Source organism: Gordonia sp. NPDC003950 (assembly GCF_053605205.1).
Genome location: NZ_JBSGIT010000002.1, coordinates 283,635 through 301,151 on the forward strand (window position 1 = coordinate 283,635; position 17,517 = coordinate 301,151).

15 protein-coding genes and 1 pseudogene are annotated in these 17,517 nt (G+C 67.2%); 6 read left to right on the plus strand and 10 right to left on the minus strand.

Annotated features, from left to right (window positions below; translation table 11 throughout):
- Positions 1–22 precede the first annotated feature (22 nt).
- Positions 23–1,219 (plus strand): RtcB family protein, encoded by a 1,197-nt coding sequence (locus ACWETB_RS03030; RefSeq protein ID WP_452209186.1) that lies wholly within the window; start codon positions 23–25, stop codon positions 1,217–1,219.
- Positions 1,220–1,406: 187 nt separating this feature from the next.
- Positions 1,407–3,074: a DNA repair helicase XPB gene (locus ACWETB_RS03035; RefSeq protein ID WP_348804837.1), complete on the plus strand. Its 1,668-nt coding sequence runs from the start codon at positions 1,407–1,409 to the stop codon at positions 3,072–3,074.
- A 44-nt stretch (positions 3,075–3,118) separates the two neighbouring features.
- Here ACWETB_RS03035 and ACWETB_RS03040 read toward each other — a convergent pair whose 3' ends face one another.
- From ACWETB_RS03040 to ACWETB_RS03050, 3 genes are all read right to left on the minus strand, one after another.
- Positions 3,119–4,909: a protein kinase domain-containing protein gene (locus ACWETB_RS03040; protein ID WP_449742003.1), complete on the minus strand. Its 1,791-nt coding sequence runs from the start codon at positions 4,907–4,909 to the stop codon at positions 3,119–3,121.
- 69 nt (positions 4,910–4,978) lie between these two features.
- Positions 4,979–5,572: a pyridine nucleotide-disulfide oxidoreductase gene (locus tag ACWETB_RS03045; RefSeq protein WP_449742004.1), complete on the minus strand. Its 594-nt coding sequence runs from the start codon at positions 5,570–5,572 to the stop codon at positions 4,979–4,981.
- 93 nt (positions 5,573–5,665) lie between these two features.
- Entirely contained in the window at positions 5,666–6,214 is a 549-nt protein-coding gene (locus ACWETB_RS03050) for a hypothetical protein (protein WP_449742005.1), read from the minus strand.
- Positions 6,215–6,287: 73 nt separating this feature from the next.
- Between ACWETB_RS03050 and ACWETB_RS03055 the strand changes: the two genes are divergently transcribed.
- Entirely contained in the window at positions 6,288–7,454 is a 1,167-nt protein-coding gene (locus tag ACWETB_RS03055; protein ID WP_449742006.1) for a pyridoxal phosphate-dependent aminotransferase, read from the plus strand.
- A 7-nt stretch (positions 7,455–7,461) separates the two neighbouring features.
- On the opposite strand, the gene ACWETB_RS03060 is transcribed toward ACWETB_RS03055, so the two are convergent.
- Both ACWETB_RS03060 and ACWETB_RS03065 read right to left on the minus strand, forming a co-directional pair.
- Positions 7,462–8,472 carry an NADP-dependent oxidoreductase gene (locus tag ACWETB_RS03060; protein WP_449742007.1) on the minus strand — a complete coding sequence of 337 codons (1,011 nt, stop codon included), beginning with the start codon at positions 8,470–8,472 and terminating at the stop codon, positions 7,462–7,464.
- Positions 8,473–8,502: 30 nt separating this feature from the next.
- Positions 8,503–8,894, minus strand: a pseudogene (locus ACWETB_RS03065) (DUF1304 domain-containing protein).
- A gap of 83 nt (positions 8,895–8,977) precedes the next feature.
- Between ACWETB_RS03065 and ACWETB_RS03070 the strand changes: the two are divergent.
- Positions 8,978–9,583, plus strand: coding sequence for a TetR/AcrR family transcriptional regulator (locus ACWETB_RS03070; protein ID WP_449742009.1), 606 nt, complete (start codon positions 8,978–8,980; stop codon positions 9,581–9,583).
- 13 nt (positions 9,584–9,596) lie between these two features.
- On the opposite strand, the gene ACWETB_RS03075 is transcribed toward ACWETB_RS03070, so the two are convergent.
- Genes ACWETB_RS03075 through ACWETB_RS03085 form a run of 3 tightly spaced genes read right to left on the minus strand, consistent with a single transcriptional unit; the run spans position 9,597 to position 13,306 of the window.
- A complete protein-coding gene (locus tag ACWETB_RS03075) occupies positions 9,597–10,409 on the minus strand; it encodes a mycofactocin-coupled SDR family oxidoreductase (RefSeq protein ID WP_452209189.1) in 813 nt (270 codons plus the stop codon).
- Positions 10,410–10,451: 42 nt separating this feature from the next.
- Positions 10,452–11,081: a TetR/AcrR family transcriptional regulator gene (locus tag ACWETB_RS03080; protein ID WP_449742010.1), complete on the minus strand. Its 630-nt coding sequence runs from the start codon at positions 11,079–11,081 to the stop codon at positions 10,452–10,454.
- Positions 11,078–13,306 carry an MMPL family transporter gene (locus ACWETB_RS03085; protein ID WP_452209191.1) on the minus strand — a complete coding sequence of 743 codons (2,229 nt, stop codon included), beginning with the start codon at positions 13,304–13,306 and terminating at the stop codon, positions 11,078–11,080. Before ACWETB_RS03085 ends, ACWETB_RS03080 begins: the two co-directional genes overlap by 4 nt.
- A gap of 252 nt (positions 13,307–13,558) precedes the next feature.
- Between ACWETB_RS03085 and ACWETB_RS03090 the strand changes: the two genes are divergently transcribed.
- The gene (locus ACWETB_RS03090; protein WP_449742012.1) at positions 13,559–14,188 is read left to right on the plus strand and encodes an alpha-ketoglutarate-dependent dioxygenase AlkB; all 630 of its coding nucleotides are present in this window, start codon (positions 13,559–13,561) and stop codon (positions 14,186–14,188) included.
- A 32-nt stretch (positions 14,189–14,220) separates the two neighbouring features.
- On the opposite strand, the gene ACWETB_RS03095 is transcribed toward ACWETB_RS03090, so the two are convergent.
- Both ACWETB_RS03095 and ACWETB_RS03100 read right to left on the minus strand, forming a co-directional pair.
- Complete coding sequence (locus ACWETB_RS03095; RefSeq protein ID WP_449742013.1) at positions 14,221–15,093, minus strand: oxidoreductase; 873 nt, start codon at positions 15,091–15,093, stop codon at positions 14,221–14,223.
- A 64-nt stretch (positions 15,094–15,157) separates the two neighbouring features.
- Positions 15,158–16,891, minus strand: coding sequence for an adenylate/guanylate cyclase domain-containing protein (locus tag ACWETB_RS03100; protein ID WP_452209194.1), 1,734 nt, complete (start codon positions 16,889–16,891; stop codon positions 15,158–15,160).
- Between the two features lie 355 nt (positions 16,892–17,246).
- Between ACWETB_RS03100 and ACWETB_RS03105 the strand changes: the two genes are divergently transcribed.
- Positions 17,247–17,501: a hypothetical protein gene (locus tag ACWETB_RS03105; RefSeq protein WP_452209196.1), complete on the plus strand. Its 255-nt coding sequence runs from the start codon at positions 17,247–17,249 to the stop codon at positions 17,499–17,501.
- Positions 17,502–17,517 lie beyond the last annotated feature (16 nt).

Below are 17,517 nucleotides of genomic sequence, written 5' to 3' on the forward strand. Positions count from 1 at the left end.
GACACGAGCAATGGAAGAAGCCATGGAACCGCAGTTCCCCGTATCCCTTTCGGGCACCACCGCATCGACCCTCATGTGGGCCGACGAGGAGTCGATCGAGCATCAGGCGCGCAATCAGCTGCGCCGGGTCTCGACGCTGCCCTGGGTGTACGGGGTCCGTGTGATGCCCGACGTGCACGTCGGGAAGGGCGCGACCGTCGGATCGGTGATCGCCATGCGTGATGCGGTGTGCCCGGCCGCGGTCGGCGTCGACATCGGTTGCGGCATGGCCGCCGTGCGCACGGACCTGACCGCTTCGGACCTGCCCGACGATCTGTCCGGGTTGCGTTCGGCGATCGAGGCCAAGGTGCCGGTCGGATTCCGGGGTCATGCGGAGCCGGTCAACGTGGTCCGCCACCGCCTCGGCGGCGGCTGGGACAGCTTCTGGGAGCGCTTCGCCGGCCTGCATCGTGGGGTTCGGCAGCTCGACACCCGCGCGCAGCGTCAGATGGGGTCACTCGGTGGCGGCAACCACTTCATCGAGATCTGTCTCGACGACGAGCAGCAGGTGTGGATCATGCTTCACTCCGGGTCCCGCAACATCGGCAAGGAACTCGCCGAACGGCATATGACGGTGGCGGCCGCCCTGCCGCACAACGCGGAGCTGCCCGACCGTGATCTCGCCGTGTTCCTGACAGGGACCGCGGAGATGGACGCCTACCGTCGTGACCTCGACTGGGCGCAGGAGTACGCGGCACGCAATCGCCGGGTGATGCTGGCACTGGTGTGCGAGGCGGTCCGGCAGAGCTTCGCCGACCGCGTCGTCCGATTCGACGAGCCGATCAGCTGCCACCACAACTACGTGGCCACCGAGCACATCGACGGTCTGGAGTTGCTGGTGACCCGCAAGGGAGCGATCCGCGCCGGCGCCGGCGACCTCGGTCTCATCCCGGGATCGATGGGTACCGGCTCCTACGTGGTGCGGGGGTTGGGTTCGGAGCAGTCGTTCTACTCGGCGTCGCATGGTGCGGGGCGTCGGATGAGCCGGTCGCAGGCACGTCGACAGTTCACCGCCGACGACCTCGTCGCCCAGACCCGGGGTGTCGAATCCCGCAAGGATTCGGGCGTCGTCGACGAGATCCCGGCCGCGTACAAGGACATCGACGACGTGATCGCCGCGCAGACCGACCTCGTCGAGGTGGTGGCGCACCTGCGTCAGGTGGTCTGCGTCAAGGGGTGAGGGCGCACCCACCGTCGACGTTGACAGCGCCCTCACCCACGTTGACAGCGCCCTCACCCACGTTGACTGCGGTCGGCTGGGCGCTGTCAACGTCCCGGCAAGCGCTGTCAGCGAGGTACAGAGCGCTGTCAACGGCCGTGCGGGGTCTGGCTCGACGGGACTTGCACCGATCTGGACAATGGATCGGGTGACTGATGGACCCCTGATCGTGCAATCCGACAAAACGCTGCTGCTCGAGGTCGACCACCCCGACGCCGCGGCGGCTCGTGGTGCGATCGCCCCGTTTGCCGAACTCGAACGTGCACCCGAGCACGTCCACACCTATCGGGTGACCCCACTCGCGCTGTGGAACGCGCGGGCGGCCGGGCACGACGCCGAGCAGGTCGTCGACGCCCTGGTCACCTACTCCCGGTATGCGGTCCCGCAGCCGCTGCTGATGGACATCGTCGACACGATGGGCCGGTTCGGTCGGCTGCAGTTGGTCAAGAGTCCGGTCCACGGCCTGACGTTGGTCAGCCTCGACCGCGCGGTCCTCGAGGAGATCCTGCGCAACAAGAAGGTCGCGCCGATGCTCGGCGCCCGCATCGACGACGACACCGTCGTGGTGCATCCGTCGGAGCGGGGACGCCTCAAGCAGGTGCTGCTGAAGGTCGGCTGGCCGGCCGAGGACCTCGCCGGTTACGTCGATGGTGAGGCTCATCCGATCGCACTCGATCAGGGCGACTGGCATCTGCGCGACTATCAGGAGATGGCCGCGGACTCGTTCTGGGCGGGTGGTTCGGGTGTCGTCGTGCTGCCGTGCGGTGCCGGTAAGACGATGGTCGGCGCGGCGGCGATGGCCAAGGCGGGCGCGACCACCCTGATCCTGGTCACCAACACCGTGGCCGGCCGCCAGTGGAAACGCGAACTCATCGCCCGCACCACGCTGACCGAGGACGAGATCGGTGAATACTCGGGTGAGCGCAAGGAGATCCGGCCGGTGACGATCGCGACCTACCAGGTGATGACCCGGAAATCCAAGGGCGAGTACAAGAATCTCGATCTGTTCGATTCCCGGGACTGGGGCCTGATCATCTACGACGAGGTGCATCTGCTGCCCGCTCCGGTGTTCCGGATGACCGCCGATCTGCAGTCCCGTCGCCGTCTGGGCCTGACCGCGACGCTGGTCCGCGAGGACGGCCGCGAGGGAGATGTCTTCTCCCTCATCGGCCCCAAGCGGTACGACGCGCCGTGGAAGGACATCGAGGCGCAGGGCTGGATCGCGCCGGCCGAGTGCATCGAGGTGCGGGTGACCCTCACCGACGAGGAACGCCTGCAGTATGCGGTTGCCGAGGCGGAGGAGAAATACAAGCTCTGTTCGACCGCCCACACCAAGGTCAACGTGGTGCGGTCGATCTTGGCCCGCCACAGCGAATCCCAGACGCTGGTGATCGGCGCGTACATCGATCAGCTCGAGGAACTCGGCCGTGAACTCGACGCCCCGGTGATCCAGGGAGCGACCAAGAACAAGGAACGCGAGATCCTGTTCGACCGCTTCCGGTCCGGTGAGATCCAGACGCTCGTGGTCAGCAAGGTCGCCAATTTCTCCATCGATCTCCCCGAGGCGTCGGTGGCGGTTCAGGTGTCGGGCACGTTCGGTTCCCGGCAGGAGGAGGCGCAGCGCCTCGGCCGGCTGTTACGTCCCAAGGCCGATGGCGGACAGGCGCACTTCTACTCGGTGGTCTCCCGCGACACCCTCGACGCCGACTACGCCGCGCACCGTCAGCGGTTCCTCGCCGAACAGGGGTACGCCTACCGCATCACCGATGCCGACGACCTGCTCGGACCCACCATCGGCGAGGAATCGGCGGGCTGACGGCCCCGGCCTCCGAGAACGGTCCGTCGAGGGCGAACCTCAGATCAGGAACCGGATTCCTGGGTCAGGCAGTACCCCAGGGATTCGGGCTGGGCGAAGATCCACCGCAACTCCCCCGTCGCGCAGCTCACCGCGCTCGTCGACCGGTTGGTGATCCGGAATGCGACCGTTCCCGCCGCCGCGGCCGCACCGCAACTCAACTCGTGGTAGTCGGCGAGTGAACCACCCGAACTGGGGATCTGGTAGCACTGCCCTGGCGTGAAATTGGGTGCCAGACAGAGCTTTTGGGCGGTCCCACCGAAGGACAGACTGGCGTTGTGGTCGTTGGGGCACTCCGCGGAGGCGGCGACGAATTCGGCGGCGTAGAACGTCATCGCCGACGTGGCGCAATCGACGCGACTGGTGTCGACATTGCCGGCGGAGTCGGGCTGCCGACCGATCTGCACACAATCACCGACCGCGATCTGGCCGGGACCGGAGATCTGCGTCGGCTGCTCGGTCACCGGCGGGCGGGTGAACGGCGTGGAGGTGGGCGTACCCGCGACCGCCGTGGTGGTGACCGAGTTGCCGGCGGCGGTCGAGGTGCCCGAATCCGACCCGGACAGCAGATTCGCCACCCAGACACCGGCGCCGATCACCAGGCCCAGCACCAGCAGGGCACCGACGACCGCCAACGCGGTCTTCGACGACGATCCGCGTCGAGGTGCCGGCGGCAGCGGATAACCGCCGGTGCCGCCCGGCTGACTCGGATACGACCCCACCGACAGCGGCGCACTGGGCGGGCCGTACGGCGGAACCGAACCGGGCGCCGCGGCGCCGGGATACGACGCTCCGGTGTACGGGCCCGCGGGCGCCGGCGGAACCGGTGAGGACGGGATCGGCTGCGCATACGGCGGCGGTACCGACGCCCGTGCCGGGATGACCTCCGTGGGACCCGGCGGCGGCCCCGCCTGCGGTGGTCCCGACTGGGCGCCGCGCAAGGCCCGATCGAGGTCGGCGGCGAGATCGCCACACGACGGATACCGCTCGTCGGCGGTCTTGCCGAGTCCGCGCCGCAACACCTCGTCGACGGCGCTCGAGGTTCCCGGCCGCAGCCCGGAGAGCGCAGGCGGATCGGAATTCAGGTGCGCGGCGATCACACTGGTCTGGGTACTGCCCTCGAACGGCGGGACCCCGCAGAGCAACTGGAACAGGGTGGCGGCGAGACTGTACTGGTCGGCCCGCCCGTCGACCTCGGTACCGAGGAGTTGCTCGGGAGCGACGTAGGCCACCGTCCCGAGAAACATGTTCGCCGAGGTCAGGTTGGTGACGTCGGCGGTCGACTTGGCGATCCCGAAGTCCGCGAGCAGCACCCGCGGCGGCTGCCGGCCGACGCGTGTGGCACCCGCGCCGTCGGCGCCCTGCACCAGGATGTTGGCCGGTTTCACATCCCGGTGCAGCAGGCCGCGGGCGTGCGCCGCATCCAACGCCGACGCCACCGACATGGCGATCACCGACACCAGTGCGGGGTCGAGACCTCGGGGGTGACGACGCAGCAGTTCACTGCCGTCGACGCCGTCGATGAACTCCATCGCCAGCCACAGGTGGCCGTCGTCCTCACCGGAGTTGTAGATCGTGACGATCGCCGGATGCACCATGCTGGAGGCCAACTCGGCCTCCCGGATGAAACGCTGCCGGAACATCGGATCCCGGCTGAGATCGGCCGGCAGGATCTTGACGGCCTCCTTGCGGGGCAGTTTGGGGTGGCGGGCCAGATAGACCTCACCCATGCCGCCGCGGCCCACGAGCCGCTCGATCGTGTACCCGGCGAAGGCATCACCCGGTGTGTAGACCACCTCAGCCCTCCTCGACACCGGCGGCACGTCAGGTCCGTAACCTTACCTGCTCCCTGCGCTTTCCCCGGATCAGACGACAGTCCTCAGGCAGTAGCCCACCGATTGCGGCCGGGCGAATGACCACATCGTGTCGTCGGCGTCGCAGGTGATCGACGCGTCGCCACGCTCGACGGCGCGCGCCACCACCGTTTGCTCGGCGGCCTGCGCATCGCAGGTCACCTCGCGGTAGTCGACGAGGTCGCCGCCGATCGGGATCTGATAGCACCGTCCCTCAGTGAAGTTCGGTGTCAGGCAGAGACTCTCGCGATTCTCACCGAAGGTGAGGGTGGAGGTGTTGGCGGCGTCGCAACCGGATTCGGCGGCCACCGTCGACGCGGCGTAGAACGTCAGCCCATCGGTGCGTTCGCAGTCGACCTTGGCGGCGTTCACCTTGCCCTGCTCGTCGTCGGCACCGATCGACAAGCATTCGCCGACTTCGATGTCGTTCGGGGATTCGATGGCGTCGGTGCCGAGGCTGACGCTGCATGCAGCGACGAGCATGAACCCGAGGCAGCCGATGATGACGGCACCGTTGTAGGCGAGCCGCAACAGTGGCCGGGCGGGCCGGCCCTCGACTTCGGGGTCGTGGTTGTGGTCGTGGTCGTGGCGATCGGTGGTGAACATGGCGGGTCCTTTCGGCAGCGGTGGTGTGCTGCCGACACGGTCGTCGTCGTGGCTTGTCGCGCACTTGACAAACGCTTGGACGGCGTCGGTCGTTCAGCTCACCCGAAGGCAGTAGCCGAGCGGTTGAGGTTCGGTGAACTCCAGGGCGGTCAGACTCGCATCGCAGGTCACCGTGCTGTTGGAGCGGGTGACGACCTCGACCACGGCGGTGCCGTCGGCCGCCGTCGCGCCACAGTCGACGGCCTTGAAGTCGGTCAACGACCCGGCGCCGCCCGAGGGCACCTCGTAGCACTTGCCCTGCGCCATGTTCGGCGTGAGACACAGCTGTTGGTCGCCCTCCTCGAACGTCAGTCTGGACTCCTGACCCGGGCATTCCGACGTGGTCGCGGTCGTCGACGCCACGTAGAAGGCAAAGGACTCGGTGGTCTCGCAGTCGGTCTTGGTGGCCTCGACCTTGCCGTCGGAACTGTCTGCGACGGACACGCACTCGCCAACGTTGACGTCGTCGGCCGAGTCGACGGTGTCGCTGCCGACGCTGACCGAGGTGCTGCAGGCGGTGAGCAGGCCGAAGGCCAGGCAGGCGCATGCGACGCCGAGACGCCGAGCCCATGCAGATGTGATCTGACTCACTTGCGTTCCCATGCCGGGGAGGTTACTCCGGACAACCGAGGCAATCGTCGGAATTCACCCGACCGGGGTGTGACAGCCTGAACCCATGCCTCCTTCTCCGGCCACCGTCACGCGTCTGCGCCCGTTCTCCGCCACGATCTTCGCCGAGATGTCGGCACTGGCACTGCGTCACGACGCGGTGAACCTGGGTCAGGGTTTCCCGGACACCGACGGACCCGAGGCGATGCTCGAGGCGGCCCGGGACGCCATCTCGACCGGCCAGAACCAGTACCCGCCGGGGATCGGGGTCCCGAACCTGCGCCACGCCGTGGCCGGCCACCAGCGCGAACATTACGGCCTCGACTACGACCCCGACACCGAGGTGCTGATCACCGTCGGCGCCACCGAGGCCATCGCGAGCGCGGTCGTCGGGCTGACCGAACCCGGCCGTGAGGTGATCATGATCGAGCCGTATTACGACTCGTATGCCGCGACCGTCGCGATGGCCGGCGGTGTACGCCGCACCGTGCCATTGATCCCCGACGGCGACGGGTTCCGCCTCGACCGCGACGGGCTGGCCGCCGCGTTCGGACCCGACACCGCCCTGATCCTGGTGAACTCGCCGCACAATCCCACCGGGACCGTGCTCTCCGACGACGACCTCGCCGAGATCGCGCGCCTGTGCGTCGAGCACGACGTGATCGCGGTGACCGACGAGGTGTACGAACATCTGCTGTTCGACGGACGCACCCACACGCCACTGGCCACACTGCCCGGGATGCGCGAGCGCACCCTCCGGATATCGAGTGCGGCAAAGACATTCAACTGCACCGGCTGGAAGGTCGGCTGGATCAGCGGTCCGCGCGAACTGGTCGCCGCCGCGCGTGCGGCCAAACAGTTCATGACCTACGTGGGTTCGGGACCGTTCCAGCCCGCCGTCGCGGTGGCACTCGAGCAGGAGATGGCATGGGTCGCCCGCAGCGCCGGCGAACTCCAGAACAAACGGGACCTGTTGTCCCGGGCGCTCTCCGATGCCGGGTTCGCCGTGCACCGCAGCGAGGCAACCTATTTCGTGTGCGCCGATCCGCGCCCGCTCGGATACTCCGACGGCGAGGACTTCTGCCGGTCGCTGCCCGAGCGGATCGGGGTGGCCGCCGTGCCGGTCAGTGTGTTCGCCGATCACAAGGACCCGTGGAATCACATGGTGCGCTTCGCCTTCGCCAAACGCGACGACGTGATTGCCGAGGCCGCCGACCGGTTACGGCGTCTCTGAACACATCTCAGACACGCACGACCATCTTGCCGATGTTCTCCCCGCGCATCATGCCGAGGAAGGCGTCGACGGCATGGTCCACCCCGTCCACCACGGTCTCGTCGAAGACGATGTCGCCGCCCGCATACCACTGCGACATCTTCTCGTTGAACTCCGCGGCGAAGCCGAGGTAGTGCCCGAGGGTGAAACCTCGCAGGGTCAGTCCGCGGGTGATGATGTTGCTCATGTTGCGGGGGCCGGGCTGCGCCTCGGTGGCGTTGTAGGCCGAGATCGCACCGCACAGGGCCGCGCGCCCACCGTCGTTGAAGACGTCGAGCGCGGCCTCGAGGTGCTCGCCGCCCACATTGTCGAAGTACACGTCGATACCGTCGGTGGCCAGCTCCCGCAACTGCTTTCGCACCGAACCGGCCTTGTAGTCCAGCGCCGAATCGTAACCGTAGCGGGAGGTCAGCAGATCAACCTTGGCCGGCCCGCCCGCGGAACCGATCACCGCCTTCGCGCCGAGGAGTCGGGCGATCTGTCCGGCGGCGGTACCCACCGCGCCCGCGGCGCCGGAGATGAACACCACGTCACCGTCTTTCAGCTTCGCGATCTCGGTGAGCCCGACGTAGGCGGTGAGTCCGGTCAACCCGAAGATGCCCAGATACGCCGAGGAGGCCACACCATCGGGCGGCTCCGGCAACCGGGTGAAAGCCGTTGCGGGGGCTTGTGCCACGTCGCGCCACCCCAGTTGGTGGCTGACCAATGTGCCGACCGGGAGGTCGTCGGCGCGCGACTCGCTCACCCGGCCGACCGCACCGCCGGTCATCGTCTCCCCCAGCGCGAAGGGCGGGATGTAGCTTCGGGTGTCGATCATCCGGCCGCGCATGTACGGATCGACGCTGACGAACTCGTTGGCGACGCGCACCTCACCCGCGGCGAGGTCGTCGAGTTCGATTGTCGCCACACGGAAGTCGTCGGCGGTGGGCCAGCCGACGGGTCGCGACACGAGTTGAACCTGCGTGCTGGTGACGGTCATGAAATCCTCCTTGATTCAGCGGAAATGATGTCAGTTCACCGATGAGAGAAGCGCGATACTCAGGGCGACCACCGCGATCAGCGGAAGCGCCGACTGGGTGATGGCTGCCCGCGCCTTGTCCGGCGAGGAGATCAGCAGCACGAGACCCGCGGCGAGCATCGATCCGGCCCCGGCGTAGATCAACGCGGCGCCGACGGCCTCGTCGACGAACCAGGTCACCGCACCGATCCCGGCGATCAACGCCAGGAAGAGGTTGTAGAAGCCCTGATGAAGGCCATCTCGCGGGTCGCGACCGCCTCGTCGGCGGTGGTGCCGAATGTGGCGCGGGTCGACGGGTGAGTCCAGCGCCACGACTCCAGCACCCAGATGTAGACGTGCAGGGCGGCCGCCAGAGCGGCGAACACGATGGCGACGATACCCACGGCAACTCCTTTGTGAACCGAACGTTCCAGTACTATACTAGAATGATCGTTGCACAAATTGTCAACAGGGAATCGAGGAGGCCATGGGCCGCGCAGTGACCCACGATCGCGGCAGGCTTGTCAGCGACGCGCGTGACCTATTCTGGCGCAAAGGTTTCGACGCCGTATCCGTGGCCGACGTGGAGGCGGCCACCGGGGTCGGACGATCCAGCATCTACCACGCGTTCGGCAACATGCGCGGCCTGTTCGACGCCGCGGTGACCGACTATCTCGACACCATCGTGCGCCCCCGGCTGCGACCGATGACCGTCGAGAAGGTCGACGGTGACGCCGTGATCGACTACCTGCGCGGCCTGGGCGATGCGATCGCCGTCATCGACCGCGACGGCGCGGCACCGGCCGGTTGCCTCCTGCTCACCACCGCGGCCGGCAACATCGGCGGCGATGACGCCGTCGCGCAGGTCGTCGCCGCCTATCACCGGGAATTGTCGACGGCGATCGCACGTGGCGTGCAGGCTCATCTGCCCGACGCCGACGCCACCACGTGGGATCGCCTGACCCGGATGACGGTGGCGGCGAGCATCGCCGCGCTCTCACTGGCCCGCGTCGACGCCGATGCGGCTTGCGCCACCATCGACGCGGCGATCGCGACACTGAGCGCGGCACCGACCGAGGTGCGTCGCCGATGAATCCGCGGCAGGATCAGAAGTGTTGCGCCCCACCATCGACGGAGATCGATTCGGCGGTGATGAACTTCGATTCATCGGAGGCCAGGAACGCCACCGCGTTCGAGATCTCCTCCGCCTCGGCCACGAACTGATTGACAAAGGTCATGCCCATGCCCGCCAGCCGCGGGTTGGCCGCATTGGTCTGCTCGATGCGCGCGACCATCTGACCCGAACCCATCGGGGTGGCGACCGCCCCCGGGTGCACCGTGTTGACCCGGATGTCGTGGGCGCCGAGCTCGGCGGCGAATGCCCGGGCCATCCCGACCAGCGCATGCTTGCTGGTGGTGTAGTGAACCATGAACGGCTGCAGCTTCTTTCCGGCCAGGGAGCTGATGATGACGATCGACCCGCCGCCGCGCGAGATGAGGTGATTGGCGGTGGTGGTCACGGTGTTCCACACGCCGATGACGTTGATGTCGATGGTGTCGCGAAAGCTGTTGGGGGTCACCTCATCCCACGTCTCGGGGATACAGACGCCGGCGTTGGCCACCACGATGTCGAGGCCGCCGAGTGCCTCGACGCCCCGTGTCACGGCTGCGGTCATACCCTCGAGATCACGCACATCACATTGCGCCAGAAGGGCTGTGGCGCCTTGTTCTTCGACCAGCCGGGCGGTTTCGGCGAGATCCTCGGGCGTCGCCGAGTCATAGGGAACCCCGGGCAGCGGTCCGGCCAGATCGACCCCGATGATCTGGGCGCCTTCACTCGCCAGCCGAACCGCATGCGCGCGTCCCTGACCGCGCGCCACACCGGTGATGAAGGCGACCTTGCCACTCAAACGTCCCACGATGCACATCCTTCCCCGCCGCGTCGTCGCCGCGGACCAACACTATCGGCCGCGATCGAGCGGTAGTCCTTGTTCCAGTAGATCGACGGCGTCGAGCAGGGTGCCCAGAACGTCGCCGTCGCTCGGGTCCACGACGGATTCGGCGATGTGGAACATCACCCCGCTGGTGGCGGCGATGAACACCCGCAGACACGGATCATCCACCGGCACATCCAGATACGCGGCGAAGTACGCGGCACCCTGAGAGATCGACGCATCCGCCTCGATCCGATAAGCCGTCCGTAGCGCCGGTTCGGACCGGATGAGCTGCAACCGCTGCGGATTCGATGCCCACGGATCCTCGAGGGCGATCCGCCCTTGCGCGGTGATCAACGCACGGAGCAGGTCGAAGTGCCCGAGTTCCTTCGGAATGGCCGCCGCGGCGGCGTCGCGTTCATCGTCGAGCCCGTCGGAGATGACCACCTGTTCCTTCGAGGCGAAGTACCGGAAGAAGGTCGTGTGGGAGATCTGAGCCTCGCGCGCGATCTGCTGGACGGTGGTCTGCGTGTATCCCTGCGCCGCGAACAGGCGCATGGCCGCATCCCGGATCGCCTGCCGGGTGCGCTGCTTGTGCTTCTCACGCAGCCCGGCAGGGCGAACGGTGGGCGCCACCGTATCCGGCAGGTCGATCATGGCGCCGTCGTCAGAGCCTTCTCATCCTCGGCGGAGGGCACACCCCGATCGCGGACGGCCCCGCCCTCGATGTCGAAGTCGAACACCACCTTGTCCAACCACTTCGGCAGACTCCAGGCGCGATCGCCGAGCAACGCGATCACTGCGGGCACCACGGTCATCCGGATGATGAAGGCGTCGAAGAACACCGCGATGGCCAGGGCGAATCCGAGCATCTTGGAGGTGGTGTCCGGGGCGAGCATGAAGGAGGCGAAGACACTGATCATGATGATCGCGGCGGACGTCACCACTCGCGCACCGTGCCGGTAGCCGGCGATGATCGCGTCCTTGGCACTCATGCCGTGGACGTACTCCTCGCGCATCCGGGTCACCAGGAACACCTGGTAGTCCATCGCGAGACCGAAGACCACGCCGATCAGGAAGATCGGCAGGAACGACAGTGTCGGGCGGGTGTCGGAGATGATCCCGAGGTAACCCTCCTGGAAGATCGCGACGGTGACACCGAAGGTCGCCAGCACCGAGAAGATGAATCCGACGGTGCCCACCAGCGGCACCCAGATCGATCGGAAGACACCGATCATGATCAGGAATGCCAGCCCCACCACCACGATGAGATACGGGATGAGCGCCTTGTCGAGCTTCGCCGAGAGGTCCGACATGATCGCGGTCTGCCCGCCGACGTGCATCTCGACGCCGGCCTTGTCGACCTGCGGCCCGTAGTCACGGATCGTCTCCATCAGGTCGTGCGTCGCCTGATCCGACGGCGCACTGGTGGGCGTGACCATGATCAACGCCGTGTTGGCACCGACGTTCGGGTTGGCACCGGTGCCGTTGCCCGTCCAGGCCAGCGACGCCGCGTTGGCCACACCGGGCAGCGTCTTGATGTGTGCGACGGCCTCGTCGGCCGCGGTGGCGACCTGCCCGTCGTCGTCGTGCAGGATCACCAGCAGCGGCCCGTTGATGCCCTCGCCGAAGCCCTTCTGCAGCAACGCCGATGCGCGCGCCTCGTCGGCGTTGGACAGGTCCATGCCGAGCTCGAGCTTGCCCACCGGGATCGCCGCGAGGACCAGGACGGCGAGTCCGACGATGATGAACGGCAGCGGCCGCTTGACCACCTGCTTACCGAAGCGCACGCCGTTGGTGTCGGCGGTCGTCGATTCCTCGGCGTGCCTGATCCACGGGATCTTCGGGGTGAAGGCGAACCGTCCGGTGGCTCCGAGTAGCGCCGGGATCAGGGTGAGCGCCGCGAGGACCGCGATGATCACCGCGACCGCCGCACCGGCACCCATCTGGGTGATCAGGGGGATGCCGACGACGGTCAGGGCCACGACCGCGATCACCACGGTCAGACCGGCGAAGACCACCGCGGTGCCGGCCGTGCCCACCGCACGTCCGGCGGCATCGGCCGGGTCACCACCGCGGTGCCGTTCGGTCCGGAACCGCGACACGATGAACAGCGCGTAGTCGATGGAAACCGCGATACCCAGCATCGTGACGATGCCGGTGGCGGTCTGGTTGACGGTCATGAACTCCGCCGACAACGTCACCAGCATCATCGTCAACGCGACCCCGACGACGCCGGTGATCAGTGGGATGAAGGCCGCCACCAGGGCCCCGAAGGCCACGATCATCACCACGAAGGCGACGGCGAAGCCGATGAGCTCGGCGGTGCCACCCTGTTCCATAACCTGCATGAGCGACCCGGTGGCCTCCACCTGCAGTCCACCGGCCCGGTTCTTCTCCAGCACGTCGATCAGCTGCTGTTTCTGATCAACCGTCAGATCCTGGATGTTGGTGGTCACCTGCACCGAGATGAGTCCGACATGACCGTTGTCGCCGATCACCGACGCGGCCATCTCCGGTTTCGCCTGGGCCACCGCGAGCGGGCTGACCACGGCCTGCGGATCGGCGATGTCGGAGAGCCCACGCAGGTCGGTGGCCAGCTTCTGCAGCTGTTCGGCATGCGCGTCGAGACCGTCGGCGGCGTACACCACGACCGTCGCCGACCCCTGCGACTGCTGCTCCATGACCTTGGGGAAGTACTCCTGCAGCTGGCTGGTCGCCGTCCCGGAGTCGGTTCCCGGCAGATCGAAATCCTGCGCGAACTTCGGCTTGAGCAGGCCGACCGATCCAGCGACCACGACGAGCAGGATCAGCCAGGTGGCGATCACCCACCACTTGTGCCGGAAGGAGAACCGGCCGAGCCGGAAGAGTATGGATGCCATCAGGGAGTCCTCGAAAGACGAGCGAACGGGCGGTGTGTGCGGACGAGTCTCGGCCGCCGGGGAGTTCTCCGCGACGGCCGCCACCCACGAAAGTGTGAGTGACTAACACTTGACAATGTTTACTCCACTTTCTTCGCGACAGCCAGGCCGGATCGGGAATGTGGGCGAACCCACGCACACAGGTATTGGCCGGCCCGCGTCATGCCGCGGTCGCATCTAGAACATTCTTTCGATCGACGCTACGCTGGACGAATGACCGTCGGCATGCAGGGTTCGATCTTCGACCTCACCGATACCACGCCGCAGATCGGGGCCGTGGCCACCGGAGTGACCCGCCGCGAACTCACCGACGGCGCGTGGGTGGACGTGCGTCCCGGCTGGATCACCGGTTCGGAACCCCTGTTCGATGCACTGCGGGAGAAGGCCGCCTGGCGCGCCGAGCGACGTCGGATGTATGACCGGGTGGTCGACGTCCCACGTCTGCTGGCCACCTACCGGGCCGACGAACCGCTCCCCGATCCTCTTCTCGCCCAATGTCGTTTGACGTTGACCGGCCACTACCGCGACGAACTCCCAGAGGGCTTCGCCACCGCCGGACTGTGCCTTTACCGCGACGGTTCGGATTCGGTTGCCTGGCACGGTGATCGGATCGGACGTGGGGCGAGCCACGACACGATGGTGGCGATCCTCTCGCTGGGCTCACCGCGTGCACTGACGCTGCGTCCGCGCGGAGGCGGCGCATCGTTGCGTTTCGTGATGAGTTCCGGAGACCTGCTCGTCATGGGCGGCAGCTGCCAACGCACGTGGGAACACGCGGTTCCCAAGAGCCCGGGCGCCGGTGCCCGCATCAGTGTGCAGTTCCGGCCACCCGGGGTCTGGTGACGGCGTGGTCAAGTGCTTCGGCGCAGCGCCCCTCAGACGGCGAAGGTGACCCCGGTGAGCTTCTCCGACGCGGCCCAGAGCCCGTCCCGGATGGCCCGATCGTTCGCGCGCCCGGAGTATGACGACACCCCCGGCGCCCCACGCATCCCGAAGAGCGCCGTCGGTCCGTAGAAGGTGCCGTTCACCACGTCGGGCGAGGTGGCGGCGTACAGGGTCGGCAGGGCTCCCGACGCCGCCGACTGCGCGAACAGATTGCCCACCTTCATCACCTGATCCATCAGCGATTCGGTGTGCCCCTGCAGTTCGGTCGCGGCGTATCCGGGGTGGGCGATGAGCGACAGTCGGCCGTCGTCGGCGGCGTCGAAACGGTCGGCGAGGTCCATCCCGAACATCAGGTTGGCCATCTTCGAATCGCCGTACGCCTGCCACCGCTTGTACCGGCGCGACCGCCAGTCCAGATCGCCGAGGTCGATGCGCCCGAGTTGATGCAGGCCCGACGACAACGTCACCACCCGCTCGGAGATCTTCGGCAGCAGCAGCCCGGTCAGCGCGAAGTGTCCGAGATGGTTGGTGCCCATCTGCATCTCGAAACCGTCGGCGGTGCGCCGTAACGGCAGCGCCATCACACCGGCGTTGTTGATCAGCACGTCGGCGGCGGGCGCCGCGTCGGCGAAGGCCCGCACCGACGCGAGGTCGGCGAGGTCCAGGGACGCGACGCGCACGCGGTTGCCGAGTCCGGCGGCGATCGCATCGGCCTTGGTGGTGTTACGGCACGCCATGACGACGCTCGCGCCGGCGGCCACGAGGGCCTTGGTGGTCTCGGCGCCGAGTCCACTGTTGGCACCGGTGACGATGTAGGTCTTGCCGGACTGATCCGGGATGTCTGCGGTTGACCATCCGCTCATATGCGAGTCCCTTCGTGGACGAACGTGACGTTCGTCGCCCAGCGTAGGCGTCGGACGGGCCGGGTCAGCGCAGGCGCAATAGTCCGGCCGATCCCAGCCACTTGGTCGGACGCAACAAACCCGACAACATCTCGCCCATCGACGGCGCGTTCCGGGCGACCAGATCGGCGGGCGCGAAGATCTCGGTGGGTTCGCTGCGGCCGCGCATCACGCGCCGGTCCAGCAGCGTCCACCTCTGCGTTTCGTCGCCCGCAGCGGTCACCGCGGGCCCGCTGGCCAGCACCGGTACCCGACTGGTCTTGGCCATCTCCGACAGTCGGGCGCATTCGTTGACCGGGTCGCCGATGACGGTGTACTCGTAACGGCGTTCGGCGCCGATGTTTCCGGCGAACACCATCCCGAACGACACCCCGATCCCCCACCGAACATCGAGTGCTTCGGTCAGCCCCGCTGCAAGGTCGCAGGCGGCGGCCAGCGCCGCGCCCGCCGGATTGTCGATGGCGACGGGGGCGCCGAACACGGCCAGGGCCGCATCCCCCTCGAACTTGTTGACGAAGCCGGCGTGATGGTCGACGACCTGCGCGACAATCTCGAAGAATTCGTTGAGCAGCGCCGCGGTGTCCTGCGGACAGCGTTCCTGGGCGATCGTGGTGGAGCCGATGATGTCGACGAGCAGCACCCCGACCTCGGTGTTGGTGCCGTGCAGACCCATCCCGTTCTCGATGGCCAGCTCGGCCACCGTGTCACCCACGTGCCGGGCGAACAGCTCTCGCATGCGCTCACGTTCATCGAGGCCGGCCACCATCTCGTTGAATCCGTGCTGCAGCACCCCGAGCTCCGAGGAGTCGTAGACGTCGACGTGGACATCGAATTCGCCCTGATCGACCTTCTCGACCGCGTCGCGCAACTCGGTGAGCGGATCGATCAACGACTGCCCGACGAGTGCGATGATCCGGGCTCCGGCGGCCAGGCCCACGATCGCCAGCACCACCGATGCCCAGTCGACATCCCCGACCACAGCGGGCAGCAGATGTATCCGCCGGCCGATGTTGAGGATGATCAGGCCGATCATCGGGACCGCCGAGCTGATCGCCCACACCGCGAACATCCGCTCCCGGACACCGTGCACCACACGCGAGGTGGGGTCGGAGGCCAGGGCTACCATCATCAGCGGGCGGGCCGCCCGTTCGGCGAACAGGTACGTCAGACACGCACTCGACATGCCGGCCAGAAAGAACGCCACCGTGACCCCGACGAGTGTCGACACGGTGAGCGTACGCGCCGCCAGGAGCACGTGACACAGCAGCGAGGCTGCCCATGCGACGCTCGTCCCGATCACTTGCATCATCGGGATACGTTGCACGGCAAGGCGTCTGGCGTGATCGGCGACCTCTCCGCCGACAAACCAGGCGATCTGCGGGCGGAGCAGCACTACACCCAGAACCACATTCACCACGATCGACACCGCGATCGCGGTCACGATCGCCGGGAAGTTGGGCGCACCAATCGTGGCGTCCACGGTCAGCAGTCCACCGTTGTAGGCGAGTTGGACGAGAAGAAAGGTCTCCAGACCGATCAGTGCGTTGCTGCCGACGATCGCGGCCACCGAGACGGCCACCGCCCGGCGGGCCAGGCGCCGGCGTCCGTCGATCCCCAATTGCTCCCACTCGGCCGCAGTCGGCTCGCCGGCCACTCCCCAGACCCGGGCGGCGTATCGGCGTCGCGCATTCGACCACCGCAAGCCGTCGAAAGGGGGCCGCGTATGCGGCCCGTCGGCGGAACTCGGTGATGGGGTCATGCGCCTTTCCCTGCCGATCGATGTCACACGTGAGATTACCGAATGACACCGCTCACAAAAGGGCCCGACGGACCCGCAGAGCCGGGATCGCCGTCATTCGGTCGGCGTCGTGCGGCCCGACCCGCCGCGCCGGGCGCGTTTATCGTCGCACCGTCACTCACCCCGACAGGCCGACACCCGCGGAGGTTTCATGAGCCAGAGCACCCCGTCGAGCAGACGAGAGCGGTATTCGAACGGTGGCTCGGCCAGTTGGATCGCTACCCCGTCACCGACCGCGCCGCGACGATGAGCGAGGTCGATCTGCAGCGGTGTGACGGTGCCGGGTTGGCCCACCGGTTCGCTGGTACTCCCGTTGGTGCGCAGCGCATTCGGAGAGTTCTGGTTCTACAGTCCGGGGAACTCCGGCCGGCTGGGCGTGCATCCGGGCACCGGCCACGTGAACACCGACCGCACCGAGAAGCACGACGGTGATCCCGACGCGGACATCATGTCGTGGTTCAACCGGATCAACGAATACCCCAGCCTGATCGAACCTAATGGGTCTTACTGGATCGTCTACGGTGTGGCAGGTTCAGTACTGGTAGCGGTCGCTGGGATAGCACTCGTTTGACCCGGAGCATCCGGCA